Annotated in this window: 21 protein-coding genes and 1 pseudogene; 19 read left to right on the top strand and 3 right to left on the bottom strand. The window is 59.6% G+C overall.

Features of this window, described 5'->3' with window-relative positions; genetic code table 11:
• The first annotated feature begins 24 nt into the window (after positions 1 to 24).
• The 8 genes and pseudogenes from CO731_RS25640 to CO731_RS25605 all read left to right on the top strand — a co-directional run bounded on the left by CO731_RS25640 (position 25) and on the right by CO731_RS25605 (position 7,433).
• Entirely contained in the window at positions 25 to 963 is a 939-nt protein-coding gene (locus tag CO731_RS25640) for a helix-turn-helix transcriptional regulator (protein WP_159091732.1), read from the top strand.
• 1,238 nt (positions 964 to 2,201) lie between these two features.
• Complete coding sequence (locus CO731_RS25630; protein ID WP_108609419.1) at positions 2,202 to 2,558, top strand: cupin domain-containing protein; 357 nt, start codon at positions 2,202 to 2,204, stop codon at positions 2,556 to 2,558.
• Positions 2,559 to 2,768: 210 nt separating this feature from the next.
• Positions 2,769 to 3,038 (top strand): annotated as a pseudogene (locus CO731_RS29445) (hypothetical protein); the annotation flags it as partial.
• 195 nt (positions 3,039 to 3,233) lie between these two features.
• Complete coding sequence (locus CO731_RS25625) at positions 3,234 to 4,151, top strand: DMT family transporter (protein WP_108609418.1); 918 nt, start codon at positions 3,234 to 3,236, stop codon at positions 4,149 to 4,151.
• A 442-nt stretch (positions 4,152 to 4,593) separates the two neighbouring features.
• On the top strand, positions 4,594 to 5,841 hold the full coding sequence (locus CO731_RS25620; RefSeq protein ID WP_108609417.1) for a site-specific integrase: 1,248 nt from the start codon (positions 4,594 to 4,596) through the stop codon (positions 5,839 to 5,841).
• 85 nt (positions 5,842 to 5,926) lie between these two features.
• Positions 5,927 to 6,151: a hypothetical protein gene (locus CO731_RS25615; protein ID WP_108609416.1), complete on the top strand. Its 225-nt coding sequence runs from the start codon at positions 5,927 to 5,929 to the stop codon at positions 6,149 to 6,151.
• A 20-nt stretch (positions 6,152 to 6,171) separates the two neighbouring features.
• Positions 6,172 to 6,657 (top strand): hypothetical protein, encoded by a 486-nt coding sequence (locus CO731_RS25610; RefSeq protein WP_108679485.1) that lies wholly within the window; start codon positions 6,172 to 6,174, stop codon positions 6,655 to 6,657.
• Positions 6,654 to 7,433 carry a DUF1828 domain-containing protein gene (locus CO731_RS25605; protein ID WP_108609414.1) on the top strand — a complete coding sequence of 260 codons (780 nt, stop codon included), beginning with the start codon at positions 6,654 to 6,656 and terminating at the stop codon, positions 7,431 to 7,433. The genes CO731_RS25610 and CO731_RS25605 overlap by 4 nt, the downstream gene beginning before the upstream one ends.
• A 244-nt stretch (positions 7,434 to 7,677) precedes the next feature.
• Here the strand turns inward: CO731_RS25605 and CO731_RS25600 are convergent, their stop codons facing one another.
• Positions 7,678 to 8,220 (bottom strand): Arc family DNA-binding protein, encoded by a 543-nt coding sequence (locus CO731_RS25600; RefSeq protein ID WP_108609413.1) that lies wholly within the window; start codon positions 8,218 to 8,220, stop codon positions 7,678 to 7,680.
• A gap of 106 nt (positions 8,221 to 8,326) precedes the next feature.
• On the opposite strand from CO731_RS25600, the gene CO731_RS25595 reads away from it, so the two are divergent.
• The 10 genes from CO731_RS25595 to CO731_RS25550 are packed head-to-tail and all read left to right on the top strand — an operon-like array spanning position 8,327 to position 13,027.
• The gene (locus CO731_RS25595) at positions 8,327 to 8,515 is read left to right on the top strand and encodes an Arc family DNA-binding protein (protein ID WP_108609412.1); all 189 of its coding nucleotides are present in this window, start codon (positions 8,327 to 8,329) and stop codon (positions 8,513 to 8,515) included.
• A gap of 14 nt (positions 8,516 to 8,529) precedes the next feature.
• Positions 8,530 to 8,784, top strand: a complete 255-nt coding sequence (locus tag CO731_RS25590) for a hypothetical protein (RefSeq protein ID WP_159091731.1) — start codon at positions 8,530 to 8,532, stop codon at positions 8,782 to 8,784.
• Entirely contained in the window at positions 8,781 to 9,008 is a 228-nt protein-coding gene (locus CO731_RS25585; RefSeq protein ID WP_108609410.1) for a hypothetical protein, read from the top strand. Before CO731_RS25590 ends, CO731_RS25585 begins: the two co-directional genes overlap by 4 nt.
• Positions 9,005 to 9,232 (top strand): hypothetical protein, encoded by a 228-nt coding sequence (locus CO731_RS25580; protein WP_108609409.1) that lies wholly within the window; start codon positions 9,005 to 9,007, stop codon positions 9,230 to 9,232. The genes CO731_RS25585 and CO731_RS25580 overlap by 4 nt, the downstream gene beginning before the upstream one ends.
• On the top strand, positions 9,229 to 9,459 hold the full coding sequence (locus tag CO731_RS25575) for a hypothetical protein (protein ID WP_108609408.1): 231 nt from the start codon (positions 9,229 to 9,231) through the stop codon (positions 9,457 to 9,459). Before CO731_RS25580 ends, CO731_RS25575 begins: the two co-directional genes overlap by 4 nt.
• Positions 9,456 to 9,665 (top strand): hypothetical protein, encoded by a 210-nt coding sequence (locus CO731_RS25570; RefSeq protein WP_108609407.1) that lies wholly within the window; start codon positions 9,456 to 9,458, stop codon positions 9,663 to 9,665. The genes CO731_RS25575 and CO731_RS25570 overlap by 4 nt, the downstream gene beginning before the upstream one ends.
• Complete coding sequence (locus CO731_RS25565; protein ID WP_108609406.1) at positions 9,665 to 10,429, top strand: hypothetical protein; 765 nt, start codon at positions 9,665 to 9,667, stop codon at positions 10,427 to 10,429. The genes CO731_RS25570 and CO731_RS25565 overlap by 1 nt, the downstream gene beginning before the upstream one ends.
• A gap of 2 nt (positions 10,430 to 10,431) precedes the next feature.
• Positions 10,432 to 12,183: a bifunctional DNA primase/helicase gene (locus CO731_RS25560; RefSeq protein WP_108609405.1), complete on the top strand. Its 1,752-nt coding sequence runs from the start codon at positions 10,432 to 10,434 to the stop codon at positions 12,181 to 12,183.
• A complete protein-coding gene (locus tag CO731_RS25555) occupies positions 12,180 to 12,512 on the top strand; it encodes a hypothetical protein (RefSeq protein WP_159091730.1) in 333 nt (110 codons plus the stop codon). The genes CO731_RS25560 and CO731_RS25555 overlap by 4 nt, the downstream gene beginning before the upstream one ends.
• Positions 12,509 to 13,027: a transcription termination/antitermination NusG family protein gene (locus tag CO731_RS25550; protein ID WP_108609403.1), complete on the top strand. Its 519-nt coding sequence runs from the start codon at positions 12,509 to 12,511 to the stop codon at positions 13,025 to 13,027. Before CO731_RS25555 ends, CO731_RS25550 begins: the two co-directional genes overlap by 4 nt.
• Before the next feature lie 406 nt (positions 13,028 to 13,433).
• Here CO731_RS25550 and CO731_RS25540 read toward each other — a convergent pair whose 3' ends face one another.
• The gene (locus CO731_RS25540; RefSeq protein WP_108609402.1) at positions 13,434 to 13,646 is read right to left on the bottom strand and encodes a hypothetical protein; all 213 of its coding nucleotides are present in this window, start codon (positions 13,644 to 13,646) and stop codon (positions 13,434 to 13,436) included.
• Between the two features lie 85 nt (positions 13,647 to 13,731).
• Between CO731_RS25540 and CO731_RS25535 the strand changes: the two genes are divergently transcribed.
• A complete protein-coding gene (locus CO731_RS25535; protein ID WP_108606084.1) occupies positions 13,732 to 13,989 on the top strand; it encodes a hypothetical protein in 258 nt (85 codons plus the stop codon).
• Between the two features lie 5 nt (positions 13,990 to 13,994).
• Here CO731_RS25535 and CO731_RS25530 read toward each other — a convergent pair whose 3' ends face one another.
• Positions 13,995 to 14,183: a hypothetical protein gene (locus CO731_RS25530; RefSeq protein ID WP_108606083.1), complete on the bottom strand. Its 189-nt coding sequence runs from the start codon at positions 14,181 to 14,183 to the stop codon at positions 13,995 to 13,997.
• Positions 14,184 to 14,196 lie beyond the last annotated feature (13 nt).

Raw genomic sequence — 14,196 nt, 5'->3', positions numbered from 1 at the left:
GGCTGTTTCCCCGGTGGGGTGGTCATGACTGACAGCCTCCAGCCAGCCCTCGAGGGCTACTTTGATGGCGGCTGGAACAAGAGGGAGTGGCGTCTTCGCGCATTGCCGTTGCTGGCCTTGCAGGGAACCGTTCTGGAACAGCACTACACCACCAGCGAAGATTTCAAGAAGCAGGAATATTATCGCGCCCAGTCGAAATACGGCATTGGCCGCACCTGCATCATAGGCCTCTCCAACCCCAGCGACCTGGTCTGCTTCACCTTGCACCGGCGCCTGGACGAGGACCCGTTCGACGTAGAGGACGAGCGGATTTTCCGCGCCATGCGGGACCGGTTGATGGTCTCCGCCTCCATCATGTGGAACATTGCCAGCCAGAAAATCGACGGCATGCTGGAAGCCTTCCAGATGGCCAGGATGGGAGCGGTGTTTTTCAACCGCTTTGGGAGAGTAACGGCCACGAACGCTGCCGCAAGCGCAAGCCTCGGGCGCGAATTGCAGATTTCGCAAGGTGAACTCCGTTCGCGGACACATGCCGAAACCGTCCTGATCAAGACGCGCATGAATGCCGTGCTGACGGAAAGATGGCTGGACCCTAGCCTCGCCAAGCCGGTCGTGATCCAGAGGGATGCCGCGCGGCCGATCCTGCTGCGTATCCAGCGTCTCGGCGGCAACCTTCTCGACATCTTCTCGCACTCGGTTGGCGTTTGCCTGATCGAAGACCTCGATCAATCGAAGATATCGGAACCCGAAAATGTGGCCGAAACATTCGGCCTGACCAAGTCCCAGGCGATGCTGGCCTCGATGCTGGCCGATGGCATGTCGCTTCGCGAAGCCGCCGAATTGCGGTCGGTCAGCTATGAGACGGCGCGATCGCATCTCCGCTCCATTTTTGCCAAGACCGGCACCGGGCGCCAATCGGAACTTGTCGCCCTGATCGCCCGCCTCCGGCAGACTGCGTCCTGAGTTCACACCGCTATGGCAGCCAGGCCTTGCGGCGGCCGCCCTGTCGCTATGCGTTCCGCGTGGTGATTGGCGGGTGATGCAGCTTGAATGAACGCGGATACAAGCGGCTTGCGCTGCCGTTTCTGAGTTCGGGAACCGAAGCCTCACAGCTACGTTCCTGTTGACGGAGCGACCCAACACCCCCGCCCGCCATCGCTCCGACATAGGGGCCTGCCGGTACCACCGGCGGGCCCTTGGCATTTCCGCCTGAACTCCGGCATATCCGCCGGCTTACATGCAGGGCAGCAATATGGCGGATACGCCCCATCTTTGCCCCGCCTTTGCGTGGGTTCCGTCTCGCGGGTCCCGGCCGCCGGTCAGACGAACATCATGATGGCGATGCCGCCGACCGCCACCAGGACGAGCCCGGCAACCAGCATCGGCAGAAGGGAGCTTTCTTGATTGGCGTCAGGCACGAGCATTTCTCCGGTTGGGCTGCCGGCAGTATGACCCAACGTCTTGCGTCTTCTTTGCGCTAGCGCAAACAAGATGCCCGCGGTTGCCCCGATGCGGCAAACGTCGCAGCCATGCGTGGCCTGCTTCGCCGGAGACAGAGACAGCCGGCCAGCGAACGAAAAGGCCCGCGCCGAATGGGGAGGCAGCGCGGGCGAGGTTGGATCAAGTGCAAACAGAGGGTGTTGCACCCGACCGAAAGACCATAGCAAGTCCGGCGGTGGCTTCTTTGCGCTGGGTCAAACTGCCAGCTGCATCGATGGATGAACGCAATGCCGCCATCGGGCGCGTGCTTGCGCAGACCTTGGCCGCCTAATTCCGTCACAGCAATGTCTGCGACCGATTCTGCGCCATCAGGAGGCGCATGGGCCGCGTGCTTGTCGATTGTCCAGTTTTCTCGGGGGAAGCGGTTGCCGCTTAGGTGGTTCGAAAGATCGCCGGCCTCGTCTGCGATCGGTGCGGCGCAAAGCATAAGGAGTTGCTTCGCCTGATCGGTCGAGCGCGTGGCCAGCCTGTCGCGCGCGTTCCCTGGATGACAGCTTGGCTCTTGGATCTTCCGCTTTCCCCACCAGCCCAGGCGCGATTGCCAGCGTCCGCTGGATCTCGATCGCCGCCGCAAGTGCCGGGACTTGCGCCTCTCCTCGGCGGCGCAAGACCTTCAAGAAAATTAAATGGTAGGAAACTAAGTTGCCTGTCAATGATACATCGGCTATTGAGAAGCGTCTGATAAATGGGAGTACTTTACCATGGCACACAACACTGTCCTCAAGTTCGGCAAAGTGGAAAATGCCGACGTCAACGATCTGCCGGGATGGGTGGTGGTCGAAGGAAAGCCGACGATGAAGACCGCCGTCCAGCACAAGACCAAGGACGGCAAGGTTCTGTCGGGAACATGGCAAGCGACCCCGGGCACCTACCACGCAAGCTACACGGATTACGAATTCGTCCACATGATCTCGGGCCGTATCGTCATCACTCCAGACGGCGGCGAGCCTGTCGAGGTTGGGCCGGGCGACGCGTTTGTCGTAGAAGCGGATTTCAAGGGCACTTGGAAGATCATCGAGCCAGTGACGAAACACTTCGTCGTCACTGTCGGATCGTAAGTGCGCAACGGCGCATTCGCCTGAGACAGGCGTACCATTGCACCCGTAGAGATCGGCCTGCAATAAGGCCCCGGTGGAAAGCCGGGGCCACCCATCAAGCGTCCCTGGCGCGGGCTCTATGCCCTGAACTGCTTGCCCTTGAGCCTGAGTGGTTCCTGCGTTTCGCCCCTCGACACCGAACGAGGACGAGCGGACCCGCATGCCCGCCGAAAGTTCTCGGCCATCATCATACGCAAGGTCAGCGAACACGTGGCGCTCGATCCACTGCCAAGCTGACCTTTGAGGCAAGCGACGGCATTGCGCCGATGCAGCTTCACCAGGCATCGATGCCGCTCGTCCAGGAAGGTGATGTGCATGTCCAGCTGTCCGCCCGGGGCGGCGAGCTGCAAGCCGCGAGACCGTTGGCCGGTCGAACAGGCTAAGGCCACCGCTGCCTGCTGCGGCCCCGCGAAAGGCGATGGCCAGCCGTGCTGTAGCTAGGCGGAAAACCCGACAGGTTGATGGCCCCTGCCGCAGGTGCTAACAATCGAAGATCCTGCATGATGGGTTAGAGACGGATGGCTAGGCCTCCAAGAAGACCCGGTTACGACCATTGCGACGCGGAGAACTGCGCCGGGCGCTAGCCCGTTCGCCGCATCTGCCGCTTTTCCGTAACCGCTTCTGGAGTCCACTGAGATGCGCCATTCACCGCGCTTTCCTCCTGCTGTCCTGCTGGTTGCTGCATGTGCCCTATGGGGTGCTGCAACCGTCCTGAACAAGGCACTGCTTGCGTCAATCAACCCGGTTACGCTGCTGGTCGTCCAGCTTGCGCCGAGTGCCTTGTTCCTGTGGGCTGCCGTTCTTGCAACAGCCTGTCCTGCTCCCGCGAAGTCATATTGGCTTCCGCTGATCGCTCTCGGCGTACTCAACCCCGGCATTTCCTACACGCTCAACTTGATGGGCCTTGCCAGCGTGTCGGCGAGCGTCGCGACGCTGTTGTGGGCCGCCGAACCTCTGATGATACTTGGCCTGGCTGCGCTGGTTCTCGGAGAGAAAGTCACCTGGCGGCTGCTCCTGGTAATGCTGCTCGGCGGTTTGGGGGTTGGTTTGGTGGCCAACGTCTTCGGCGGTCTCGGAGACGTAACTGCTCCCCAGGGAATACTCTTGCTGCTGGGAGCGGTCCTCTGTTGTGCTGTCTACACCGTGTTTTCGCGAAAGCTGGTCGAAAGCGTCGACCCGGTGTTCACCGTGGCCCTGCAACAGACGGCTGGGCTAGGTTGGGCTGTTGCTCTGCTGCTCGTCCGCACCCCATTCGGTTCGGTGGACGACTTCCAGACTATCCCTCCAGGCATCCTCGCAACGGCAGCAATATCCGGCCTTCTATACTATGCCGCCGCATATTGGCTTTACATCGCCGCTCTCCGCTCGGTCCCGGCAGCAGTCGCTGGCAGCTACTTCAACGTGATTCCCATATTCGGAGTTGGGCTTGCCTATGTGTTTCTTGGTGAAACGCTGACACCCATTCAATGGATGGGAGCGAGCGCAATCCTGGCATCGACCTACGTGCTGGTGCGGCTCACCAATGGCATGGGATCTGAGCGATCGGCGGAATGACCGCTCGCCGCCTCCCGTACCCCGACGGCATGTATGCCCCTTATGAACAGGGCGCCACACGCTGCGCCCACGATGTTGGCGCGGACCTTGCGTCGACATAATGACGGCACGTCGATATGGAGCAAGCGGCGACAATTCGAACGCCGTGACGCCCCGGCCGCATTTTCAATGCAGGATGCTTCACGTCGTGAAAAAATAGTGCGTGTTTTCAACTGGATGGCTGGTGCCGCTTAGGTGACTCGAACACCTGACCCCATCATTACGAATGTGATCAAAAGGTGTTTTCCGGGGTTTCCAGAAATTTTCCAGTCTTTTCTAACATGCTGATTCAAAAAGGACAATTGCTTTCTATTGTTGGCGGACGTTTTCTCCGGGCTTCCCAAGTTTCCGATTTCGTGGTGAGTATATGGTGAGTTTTTGATGCGGTGTTGGGGTCGGGTGAGTGCCAAAACTGACGAAGGCGGTTGTCGATAGGGCCGAACCGCAGGCCAAACAGTACACCATCTGGTGTTCTGATCTGAAGGGGTTTGGCGTCTCGATCAACACAAGCGGGTCTCGGTCTTACGTCGTAGACTACCGGTCGGCTGAAGGTGCCCGTCGGCGCATGACCATAGGGCGGCATGGCCCCCTGACGACCGAAGAGGCTCGTAAGCTGGCGATCAAGACGTTGGGCAGTACCGTCCAAGGCGAAGATCCGCAGCTCGAACGCCGCACCCGCCGTAAGTCGCTGACTGTCTCCGAACTGGTCGACCAGTATTTCAAAGAGGCCGAGAAGGGGCACGTCCTGGGCCGGGGAGGGAAGCCGAAAAAATCCAGCACACTTGCCACCGACAAGAGCATGGCCGAGGCCCATATCAAGCCGCTTATCGGTCGGCGCCTAGTAATCGACCTGAAGCGTGCAGACATCGTCAAATTCATCCGAGACGTGCAGTCGGGGAAGAGTGCGAAGGCGAAGCAGCTGTCCGGCAAGTTGCGAGGAAGAGTGATCGTGGCTGGCGGCTCCGGTTCGGCGACCAGAACCGTTGCCGCTCTCGGCTCGATCCTTTCGTATGCCGTGGGCGACGGCATCATTGAGACCAACCCGACACATGGAGTGCGCAAGCCAGCAATAGGCAAGCGCGACCGTCGCCTGAGCCCGGATGAGTTCAAGGCTTTCGGCAGGGCGCTTGACGCTGCGTCCGCCGACGAAACAAAGCCGTGGCAGGGTGTTGGCATTCTACGTTTGGCAGCGTTGACCGGCTGTCGGATAGGGGAGGTGGAAAATCTCAAATGGACCGAAGTTGATCTGGCCGGGGAAGTGCTGCAACTCGAAGACAGCAAGACCGGGAAGTCTGTCCGCCCGCTGGGCGCTGCGGCGCGTGCTGTGTTGGCGCGGTTGAACCGGCATCCAGATAACCCGTATGTCTTCCCGGCCGCCACGCTCGACGGCAGGCCGTATGCTGGGATCAAGCGTTTCTATCGCGGGCTGTTCAAGGCAGCGGGGTTAGAGGGCATTACCCCTCATGTGCTCCGGCATTCGTTCGCCAGCGTCGGGGCCGACCTTGGATTTACCGATTCGACCGTTGGCAGTTGTCTGGGGCACTCCGGCAGCGGGATCACCTCACGCTACACGCACCGGCTCGATTCTGTGCTGATTGCCGCCGCCGACAAGATTGCAGCCGAGATTGAGCGGCAAATGGAAGGGCGTTAGCACCTCATTGTGAGCGGAAAAGAAACGCCGGTTGAGATTGTGGCAAGCGGGGAAATTTGGTTGGATTGGCGCAGGGGAGACACTCATGACACCTGAACGCCTATCCGAATGCCTCGCGATCATCCGCTGGACGCCGGACACGCTGGCGCGGGTGCTTGAGTGCGACCTGTTGCTTGTCGAAGCCTGGATGGATGGAGAGATTGAAATTCCGCCGAAGGCAGCAGCTTGGATCGAAGTCCTGGCTCAAACGCACATGGTGGCGGAGACAGGCAAGCCGAAGGGGCTGAAGGGCAAGCGGTTTAGGGGATAGCCCTTGGGAGGGGCCGGGGGATGACGACTAGCGTATTCGATCTAATTCGGGCGGAGAAAAGCAATCTCGAGGTGGGGCCGTGGAAAGAGGGGAAAATCCCTCCGTCCAGCTTCCCGATCAACCGCCCGCGCTCAATCCCGACTGGAGGCGCCTGGAAATGGCGCATGTGCGAGTTTGACGCCCTTGGCTTTCACTGCCGGGTGCTGATCCGCCTCAACGCCGAAACGGACCGATACCACGCCTACATGTCAGTCGACACCGACAGATCAGTCAAGGTGCTTTGTCACCATGAACTGCACATTGGCGATAAGGGATGGCATTGCCACTTTGCCAGCGGTACTATTGAGGACGTAATGGAGGGGGTGCTTCGCGATAGAGACTGCTTCGTCATGAAGGAAGCAGCACCCAGCGCCGCCGCCGCCACGATGTTTACGGTTAATGAGGACAACGCGCTTACAAAGGCAGCGCAGAGGTATAGATTCGAGGCCAAGGGCGGATTAGTGTGACGCTGAAAGACCAGATTTGCAAAGCCTTTTGCGATGGGATCACGGTTCGTGATGTTCCCATGGGCTTGGCTATTGCAACATCCGTCCTTTGGCTGAATGGCGACCGCCTTGCTTTCTATGTGCGCCAGAAGGGTGATCTGGTTCGCCTCGAAGACAGCGGGTCAAGTCTGTTTGATCTCGAAACCAGCGGTGTAGATACATCAACCCCGGCGCGAATGGAACTTATCCAGGCGCTGTGCATGGAATACGGCGTGCTGCTGGATATAGACGAGGCCCAGTTCCAAACGGACTGGCTTCCCGCTGATAGCGTCGGGGTCGCGGCGATCCGCTTCCTGTCCTTCCTGACCCGCCTCCAAGACTTAACCTTCACGACCAAGGAACGAACGGCGAAGACCTTTCGCGATGATCTGATTTCAGCGCTGAAGAAAGAGTTTGGCGACGAGGCGACCATAACGACAGGGGAAGCGCCCATCCCCGCCCTCGCCTACTACACCGTCGATATAGTGATAAAGCATCGCGACGGTAGGACAGCCGCCATTTTCCCCGGCATCGGCGAGCAGAAGGCGCTTGAGGCGATACTTTTCGCCAAAGAAATCGAGCTGAAGAAGATCAGCGGGATCGTGCCATTCCTAATCATCGAGGAAGCCGGCTCGAAAATCTCAAAGCAGACGAAGGCCAAGGCATTGAACAGCGAGCTTGCAATGGCCGCGTGGGATGGTGGCGAGCGCGACGTTCTGGACAAGGTTCGTAGGCGACTTGAACCGTTGGCAGCCTAAGCTACCCTTCTAACCACCTCCTCCCCCAGCCCGCCCTAACCGGCGGGCTTTTTCGTGCGCTGCTGGCGAGGTCGAGCGTCAGATGAACGCTGGCGGGTAAGGTGGAGCCGAGCTTGTCAAGCTCGGGCAAATCGGCGATATACCGTATCGGGATGAACCGCTGATCAGATCGCAGCCCTACCGGGCCGAGCGGCTAGCACTCTCCCCTCGGCTGGACCTCATGACGTCGCCGGGAGTGCGTCAGCTATTCATCATCGCCACCGCCTCGCTTTTCCTTCTCGCGTGCCAATCTTTCCTCCTCGCGCGCGATCTTCGATCCCTCTACAAAACGCTTCAGTTTGGTATCATCACCCTCGGCGGCCTCGTTCAGGGTGCGCTCGAATATGTCGAGCGTCCTAGCATACAGATCACATGCAGCACTGAGCTTGGAAGACTGTTCCTGCAATATGGCAACAAGTCTCTCCAACTCTGCGATTTGTTGGTCCTTGCGCGCCAAGGCCTCAGCGGCGCCATCTGGCGCGGCGAGCGCGCGTTGCAGTTCGTTGACGGCGTCGGTCAAGTAGCGCTTCGTGTCAGCCAGCTCTTGCTCAAGGCGCACTCGTTCCATCGAGCAGTATTGCAACTGCTGCGCCATTCGGAGGAGACCTGGATGCTCTTCTAGCCGAGCGACAATCTCGGCATTCATCGAGCGCCCGCTGGCTTCAGCATCTGCTTTCAAAGCTTCACGCATGCCGTCCGGCAAACGGACCATGAACTGTTCCGAGCCTCTCCCGGGCTTCTTCGTCATCTGCGTTTCCCCAAAAAAAGATAGCACTGTGCTATCGCCCCATTGACGTCAATCATAGCACAATGGTACTGGTATCACCGTGCTACTAACAAGAGGTAAACGGAGCATGACGAAATTCAGCACGACACTGCGGCTTCCCGCCGACGCCAAAGCCTTCATTGAGGCTCAAGCGCAGGAGAATGCCAGTTCGCAAAACAGTGAGATTGTCCGCGCCATTCGCGCGGCCATGAAAGCAAAAGGCCCGGCAGAGGTTGCAGCCTCTCCGAGCCATGTCACCCACCAACTACCGGCTTAATGGAGTTTGATCAGATGACTACCGAACATAGCATTACCACGTCCAAAGGCGCAAGCAGACCCGAATGCAACACCAGTGTGCTCGATGCCGAGGATGCCATCTTCGAGGCCAAGAACTTGGTTCAATGCCTCTTTCTGGCCGTCCATCAACTGCCAAAGGAGAACATGAACCCTCTGGCCACGACGCTCAACTTTGTCTCGATAAGGTTGGATGACGCACTCACTTGTCTTAGCGCGCATGGCGGTAAGGCAGAAGGCGGCTCAGCATGAGCGCCGCCGCAAGACAGACGGACATTGTCCGCGACATCTGCCGAATCGAAACGCTGATGCTGGTCTGCGCACTCGCGCTGGAAGGCAGTCGAGAGCTGACGGAAGGCCCCCGCGACTTGGCGCAGGACCAAATCCGTTCAGTTCTGGAGTACGGCGCCGAGCTGCTCGGCAACGTTGCTGTCGACGCTGAGCGCGCCCTTCCCAAGAAAGGTCTTGGAGCATGAACATCCCCGCTATCACCCCGAGCGTCATCACCAAGTCGTATCAATTGCTCGAACTCTTGGCCGTCCTGGAGCACGCCAGCGCCAATATCGAGCATGCCGGTGGCGGCGAAAACGACGCTGCCAATATGGGCCGCAGCATTGGTTCCACCCTTGGCCTTGCCTTGGAGCTGGCCTCCGATCTGCACGACGTCCTTGAGAAAAATGCTGCCCGGAGTGAAGCATGATCCAGCGCCCACGCCTCCGTCGCAAAGACGTCCCGGCCTATCTGGCGGAGAAGCACGGCATCGATATCGCCGTCTCCACACTCAATAAAATGGCAACCGTCGGCGGGGGGCCGACCATGCAGTATTCCGGCCGCATTCCCCTTTACCACGTCGACGACCTCGAGGCCTGGGCAGCAGCCCGGCTTTCGAAGCCTGTCCGGTCGACATCGGAGAGAGCAGCAGCATGATGAAAGAGCCCAGTGAGCAAGCCCAGCTCGAAGCTTTCGAGGCATACCGCACTGCATTCGAGCACATGCTGTCCGACAGGACGTTCGAGAACGCCATGACTGCCAAGCGTGCCTATTGGCGGTTCATCAGTCTCGTCGACGTTCAATGTGCCGGTGCCAATGTGCTGGCTTTCCGCCCCGCTCGAAACGAAGGAGGCGCTGCCTGATGGCCGGCGGCACATTCGCGGTATCACGCGGCCTCTTCGATCACCCCTTCTTCGCGGATGAGGCCTTCACCGAGCGAGAAGCTTGGGTGTGGTTGCTTGCCGAGGCGGCATGGAAGCCGAGAAGAGTTCGAGGACGATACGGACAGATCGAACTAGAGCGAGGTCAGCTGGCTCATGCGACCCGCTTCATTGCCGTGAAATGGAAATGGTCGGAAGCGCGAGTGAGACGGTTTCTCGCGCGGTTGAAAAGTGACGCAATGATTGACGCAGTGGCCGACGCGCAGACGACGCGCATAACCATATGTAATTACGACGAATATCAGAAAATGAATCGTGTCGTCGACGCAGACAACGACGCGCGTAATGACGCACAGACGACGCTCGCTCGACGCTCGAACGACGCGCGCTCGACGCTCGCTCGACGCAAAGAAGAAAAAGGGGAAAACATAGAAGGAAAAGAAACACCTATCGGTGTTTCCAAAAATCGGGGCCTTCGCCTTCCATCCGACTGGGCCTTGCCGAAGGACTTGGCTGATTGGGCACTTGCCGAAGGTCTGTCCGAATTCGAGGTCAGGCGGGAAGCGGACAAGTTCCGGGATTATTGGCACAACGTCCCCGGCAAGGGCGGCATCAAGCTCGACTGGAGCCTGACCTGGAAGAACTGGGTTCGCAAGGCGGTCGAGGGTCGTAAGCGCACTGCTGCCCCCGGGATCCGAGATGCAAGCGGCAACCTCACCAACAAGTTTCTGTTTGCGAGGGGCTGACGATGGCGGACGTTCGCGCAGCCCTTTCCGAGCACGGCATTCGCCTCCGGGACGACAAGACCGGAAGCCACAAGACGACATGTCCGAACTGCTCCAGCACTCGGCGCAAGAAAGCTGACCCCTGCCTGTCTGTCACGGTCGAGGCCGATGGTCGTGCAGTTTGGAACTGCCACCATTGCGGCTGGAGCGGCGCCACAGGTGGCGAAGGCTACAGGCCGGCAGTCGAGCGTCGGACTTACCGCAAACCCGAGCGCGTGCAGCAGCCGCAGAGACCGGACACGCTGGTCGCCTGGTTCGAGAAGCGCGGGATTTCGGCGGCCACTGTCGAGAGGTTCGGGGTCTACAAAACCCGGCAGTGGTTCCCTCAGACGGAACGCGAGGAAGATTGCATCGCCTTCCCCTACGAGTGGGCCGGGCAGTTGCGAAACGTGAAGTACCGCACCGCCGAGAAGCACTTCCGGCAGGAAAAGGACCCGGAGCCGACCTTCTTCAATGCAGACAGGATTGAAGAAGGCGAGGATTTGATCGTCTGCGAAGGCGAGGTCGACGTGATGTCATTCGCCGACGCTGGATTCGAACACGTGGTTTCGCTGCCCAATGGGGCGCCGTCTGGCCCTGAGACCAGCGACAAGCGCTATGAGCCGTTCGGGACGCACTGGGAGGCAATCTCCAAGGTCAGGCGTGTGCTGATCGCCACCGACATGGATGAGCCGGGCGAGCTACTGGCCCAAGAGATAGCCAAGCGCGTTGGCCGTGATCGCTGCTTCCGGGTGCGCATGCCGACACTCGGCGATGTCCAGTGCAAAGACGCCAACGAATGCCTGAGCAGCCATGGCGCGGACGTTCTGCGCGAGTGCATCGCGAATGCCGAGCCGTGGCCGATTGACGGTCTGCACGACGTCGAAGCGTTCTCGCTGAGCGTCATGGATCTCTATGACGGCAAAGGTCCCCAGCCGTTGACCACCGGGTTTTACGAACTCGACAAGGCCTTCAAATACATTCCAGGGCAATTCATTGCCGTTACCGGCGTTCCGAACCACGGCAAGTCGCGCGTCATCGACCAGATCGCAGTGCAGACCGCCCGGCTGCGAAACGAGAAATGGGCCATGTTCTCGCCAGAAACCGGCGAGGCAAACCACATCGCCGACCTATGCGAAATCTGGGCCGGCGGACCCTTTCATGACGGGCCGACGCCGAGGCTGACAAAGCAGGATGTGTTGGACGCCATGACGTGGCTCAACGAGCGCATCTATCTGCTTGGTGCTGTAGAGCATACCCCCTCCATAGACTGGCTTTTGGAGCGGGCGCGAGCCGCGGTGATCCGCTATGGCGTCAAGAACGTCGTCTTCGATCCCTACAACGAGATCGAAGCATCGCGGCCGGAAAAACTGACGGAGACAGAATTCGTTTCGCAGTTGATCTCGAAGTGCAAGCGTTTTGCCAAGCACCATGAGTGCACGGTCTGGATGGTCATTCACCCGACCAAACTGAAACCCGGCGAAGACGGGAAAGACCCGGTCCCCAGCCTGTACGACCTGGCCGGCAGTGCGCACTGGCGTAACAAGGCCGATGCGGGTTTGGTCGTGTATCGGGACTACGAGAACGAAACCACCTTCGTCATCTCCAAAAAGATCAGGCGCCAGCCGATTTGCGGTCGGCCAGGCTCTGTCAAGTTCGAGTTCATCGGCGCCGACCGACGCTTCCGTGACTATCCCGACAGCTACGCCACGCTTGGCAGTAAGGACGGAGCATGAAACCTGAGGCCCACTACATTATGCCTGACGAGTTGGGCGGTCTGCGCGACTGGCTCGCCAAGCAAGGCGTTGATGTCGACCACCTCAAGACCGAGCGCCAGGCGCTCTATCTCGGGACGGTGCTCGGTCGGCGAAAGGTGCGGATGCCTAAACGGGGCCGCCCATGCTTCCCAGCCTTGCTGCATCTTCAGTCACTTCTCAGCCTTCGCGGATATCGTCCGAAGGATTGGGACAAATACCAGCAGAACAAGCTTGGGACCTTCGGCCCTGCCTCTGAAGGCCGCCGCATAGATCCCGCCGAATATCTGTCGACGAAGGAAGCCAAATGAAGCAAGCCACCGACACGGTACGCTGGTACGTCGTCCGCGCGCGACCGTCACTGGAACTCAAGGCAGCAGAGGAAATCGCCGGTTTTGGCCAGGTGGTCTACGTGCCGCGGTTCCGCAAGGAATACAAACACGCCCGGCACAAGCGCTGGTCGGTCAAGTATTTCTCGCTGCTGACCGGCTACCTGTTCGTGCTGGCGTCGGATCACTGGCCGCGCGTGCTGGACTGCGAGAGCGTCGATTGTGTCTTGCGCTCCAACAACGGCGAGCCGGTGCCTATCCCTGATGCAACAGTGCAGGCGATCCGGGCGAAGCAGGAAACCGGTGAGTACGACGAGATGCGGGTACATGGGCGGATGGAAGCCGGTTCCTCGGTCAAGGTGATCAGCGGCGCGCTTGCCGGCCTGCATGGGCCTGTCTCTGCCTCAACCGACGAACACGTCATCATGATGCTGCAGATGTTCGGTCGGGAAGTGGCCGTGAAGGCCCCTCTTGTAATCCTTGGGCAGGCAGGTTAATTTCGGGGCCGTAATGATTTGGCGATTTGCTCGTCTGTGCGGGGCCTGAGAGTCACACGCCGGAGCAATGCGGGGCAGATCGCCACCCCGGCCACAGGGGAAATGCGCCCGGAGTTCAGTCTACTCGCTTCAGCCCAGTAAGCCACCAAGTAACACTGTCGCGTGTGAGCTGGACATGTCGCTGCCCAGTCTTCGCTATCAGATGTGATGCGACACCTATTGCCTCGTCATAGTCTGCAAACTCCTGGATCCATGGGAGTTCATCGCCGACTGGCGGGCAATAGACGAAATGCTCGGCACGATTCTGGGGCCAGATGATCAAGACCTGCGTCAGTACGCTCTCTGGGTCGTACCTATAGCGTAAGCGGTTTGCCATTCGTCCCTTCCTAAGGTTCGCTTCGGGAAATCATGGCTTGCGCCTGCTTGCACGCCATTCGGCTTGCAGCCAGCCGTTGATGATCTCGTCACGGTCTACGCCTTCACCCACGGCGAAACGCATTTCTTGCCCCAACTTCATGGCGAAGCTGGCGACTTCATTGAGGGTCTTTGCCTTCCGCTCATGCTCGGGCAGTGCCAGCCATCTAGTCAGCACTTCCCGCTTGGCTTGGGTGAAGTCCATCGCATCCCTCCTCCCCGAACGCGCATTCTCCCGGTCTCCCATATGGCGCGCCTCCCCCTGGTTGGTCCTGAAAGGTATCGCGCAAATGGAAGCCAAGCCAGACCCGCTAGTCGTCCATCTCGTCCCCAAGACGCAAGAGCATCGTGACGGCGTCATCAAAACCCTCAAGAACATGCTGGAGATTGCCGAGCGCGGCGAACTGCTCGGCATTGCCATTGCAGCAGTCGACAACGAGGGCTTCACCCAGACGGCATTCGAGCCCGGCGACAACATCGCAACCCTGATCGGCGCCAATGAACGCCTGAAGCACCGCCTGCTGGAATACAGGGACGGCGATGTCTAACCGCTTCAATGCTTGGTCGATTGCGGTCTGCGCCCCTTAGCAAGCTCGTCAGCATAGGACGCTGCCGCCTCTCCACTCTCGAACCGCCGCGCCTCAACCTTGCCGTCCGGCAGAAAGGTTACGGCGAGATACGGCAGACCGGGGAACGGTGGCGGGTAAACCGCATAGCCGACGATTGGCTTCGTCTCGCTCATCTCAATTCCATTC

The organism is Aminobacter sp. MSH1, from assembly GCF_003071665.1.
GTDB lineage: Bacteria > Pseudomonadota > Alphaproteobacteria > Rhizobiales > Rhizobiaceae > Aminobacter > Aminobacter niigataensis.
The sequence above is the reverse complement of the archived record's forward strand: the minus strand, read 5'-3'. Positions and strand labels throughout refer to the sequence as shown.

Coding starts and splice junctions, on each gene's coding strand:
- CO731_RS25575 (WP_108609408.1), top strand. CDS start 9,229: ATGATCCAGCGCCCACGCCTCCGTCGCAAAGACGTCCCGGCCTATCTG.
- CO731_RS25600 (WP_108609413.1), bottom strand. CDS start 8,220: ATGACGAAGAAGCCCGGGAGAGGCTCGGAACAGTTCATGGTCCGTTTG.
- CO731_RS25530 (WP_108606083.1), bottom strand. CDS start 14,183: ATGAGCGAGACGAAGCCAATCGTCGGCTATGCGGTTTACCCGCCACCG.
- CO731_RS25640 (WP_159091732.1), top strand. CDS start 25: ATGACTGACAGCCTCCAGCCAGCCCTCGAGGGCTACTTTGATGGCGGC.
- CO731_RS25585 (WP_108609410.1), top strand. CDS start 8,781: ATGAGCGCCGCCGCAAGACAGACGGACATTGTCCGCGACATCTGCCGA.
- CO731_RS25550 (WP_108609403.1), top strand. CDS start 12,509: ATGAAGCAAGCCACCGACACGGTACGCTGGTACGTCGTCCGCGCGCGA.
- CO731_RS25555 (WP_159091730.1), top strand. CDS start 12,180: ATGAAACCTGAGGCCCACTACATTATGCCTGACGAGTTGGGCGGTCTG.
- CO731_RS25625 (WP_108609418.1), top strand. CDS start 3,234: ATGCGCCATTCACCGCGCTTTCCTCCTGCTGTCCTGCTGGTTGCTGCA.
- CO731_RS25535 (WP_108606084.1), top strand. CDS start 13,732: ATGGAAGCCAAGCCAGACCCGCTAGTCGTCCATCTCGTCCCCAAGACG.
- CO731_RS25580 (WP_108609409.1), top strand. CDS start 9,005: ATGAACATCCCCGCTATCACCCCGAGCGTCATCACCAAGTCGTATCAA.
- CO731_RS25540 (WP_108609402.1), bottom strand. CDS start 13,646: ATGGACTTCACCCAAGCCAAGCGGGAAGTGCTGACTAGATGGCTGGCA.
- CO731_RS25595 (WP_108609412.1), top strand. CDS start 8,327: ATGACGAAATTCAGCACGACACTGCGGCTTCCCGCCGACGCCAAAGCC.
- CO731_RS25610 (WP_108679485.1), top strand. CDS start 6,172: ATGACGACTAGCGTATTCGATCTAATTCGGGCGGAGAAAAGCAATCTC.
- CO731_RS25615 (WP_108609416.1), top strand. CDS start 5,927: ATGACACCTGAACGCCTATCCGAATGCCTCGCGATCATCCGCTGGACG.
- CO731_RS25565 (WP_108609406.1), top strand. CDS start 9,665: ATGGCCGGCGGCACATTCGCGGTATCACGCGGCCTCTTCGATCACCCC.
- CO731_RS25630 (WP_108609419.1), top strand. CDS start 2,202: ATGGCACACAACACTGTCCTCAAGTTCGGCAAAGTGGAAAATGCCGAC.
- CO731_RS25570 (WP_108609407.1), top strand. CDS start 9,456: ATGATGAAAGAGCCCAGTGAGCAAGCCCAGCTCGAAGCTTTCGAGGCA.
- CO731_RS25590 (WP_159091731.1), top strand. CDS start 8,530: ATGACTACCGAACATAGCATTACCACGTCCAAAGGCGCAAGCAGACCC.
- CO731_RS25560 (WP_108609405.1), top strand. CDS start 10,432: ATGGCGGACGTTCGCGCAGCCCTTTCCGAGCACGGCATTCGCCTCCGG.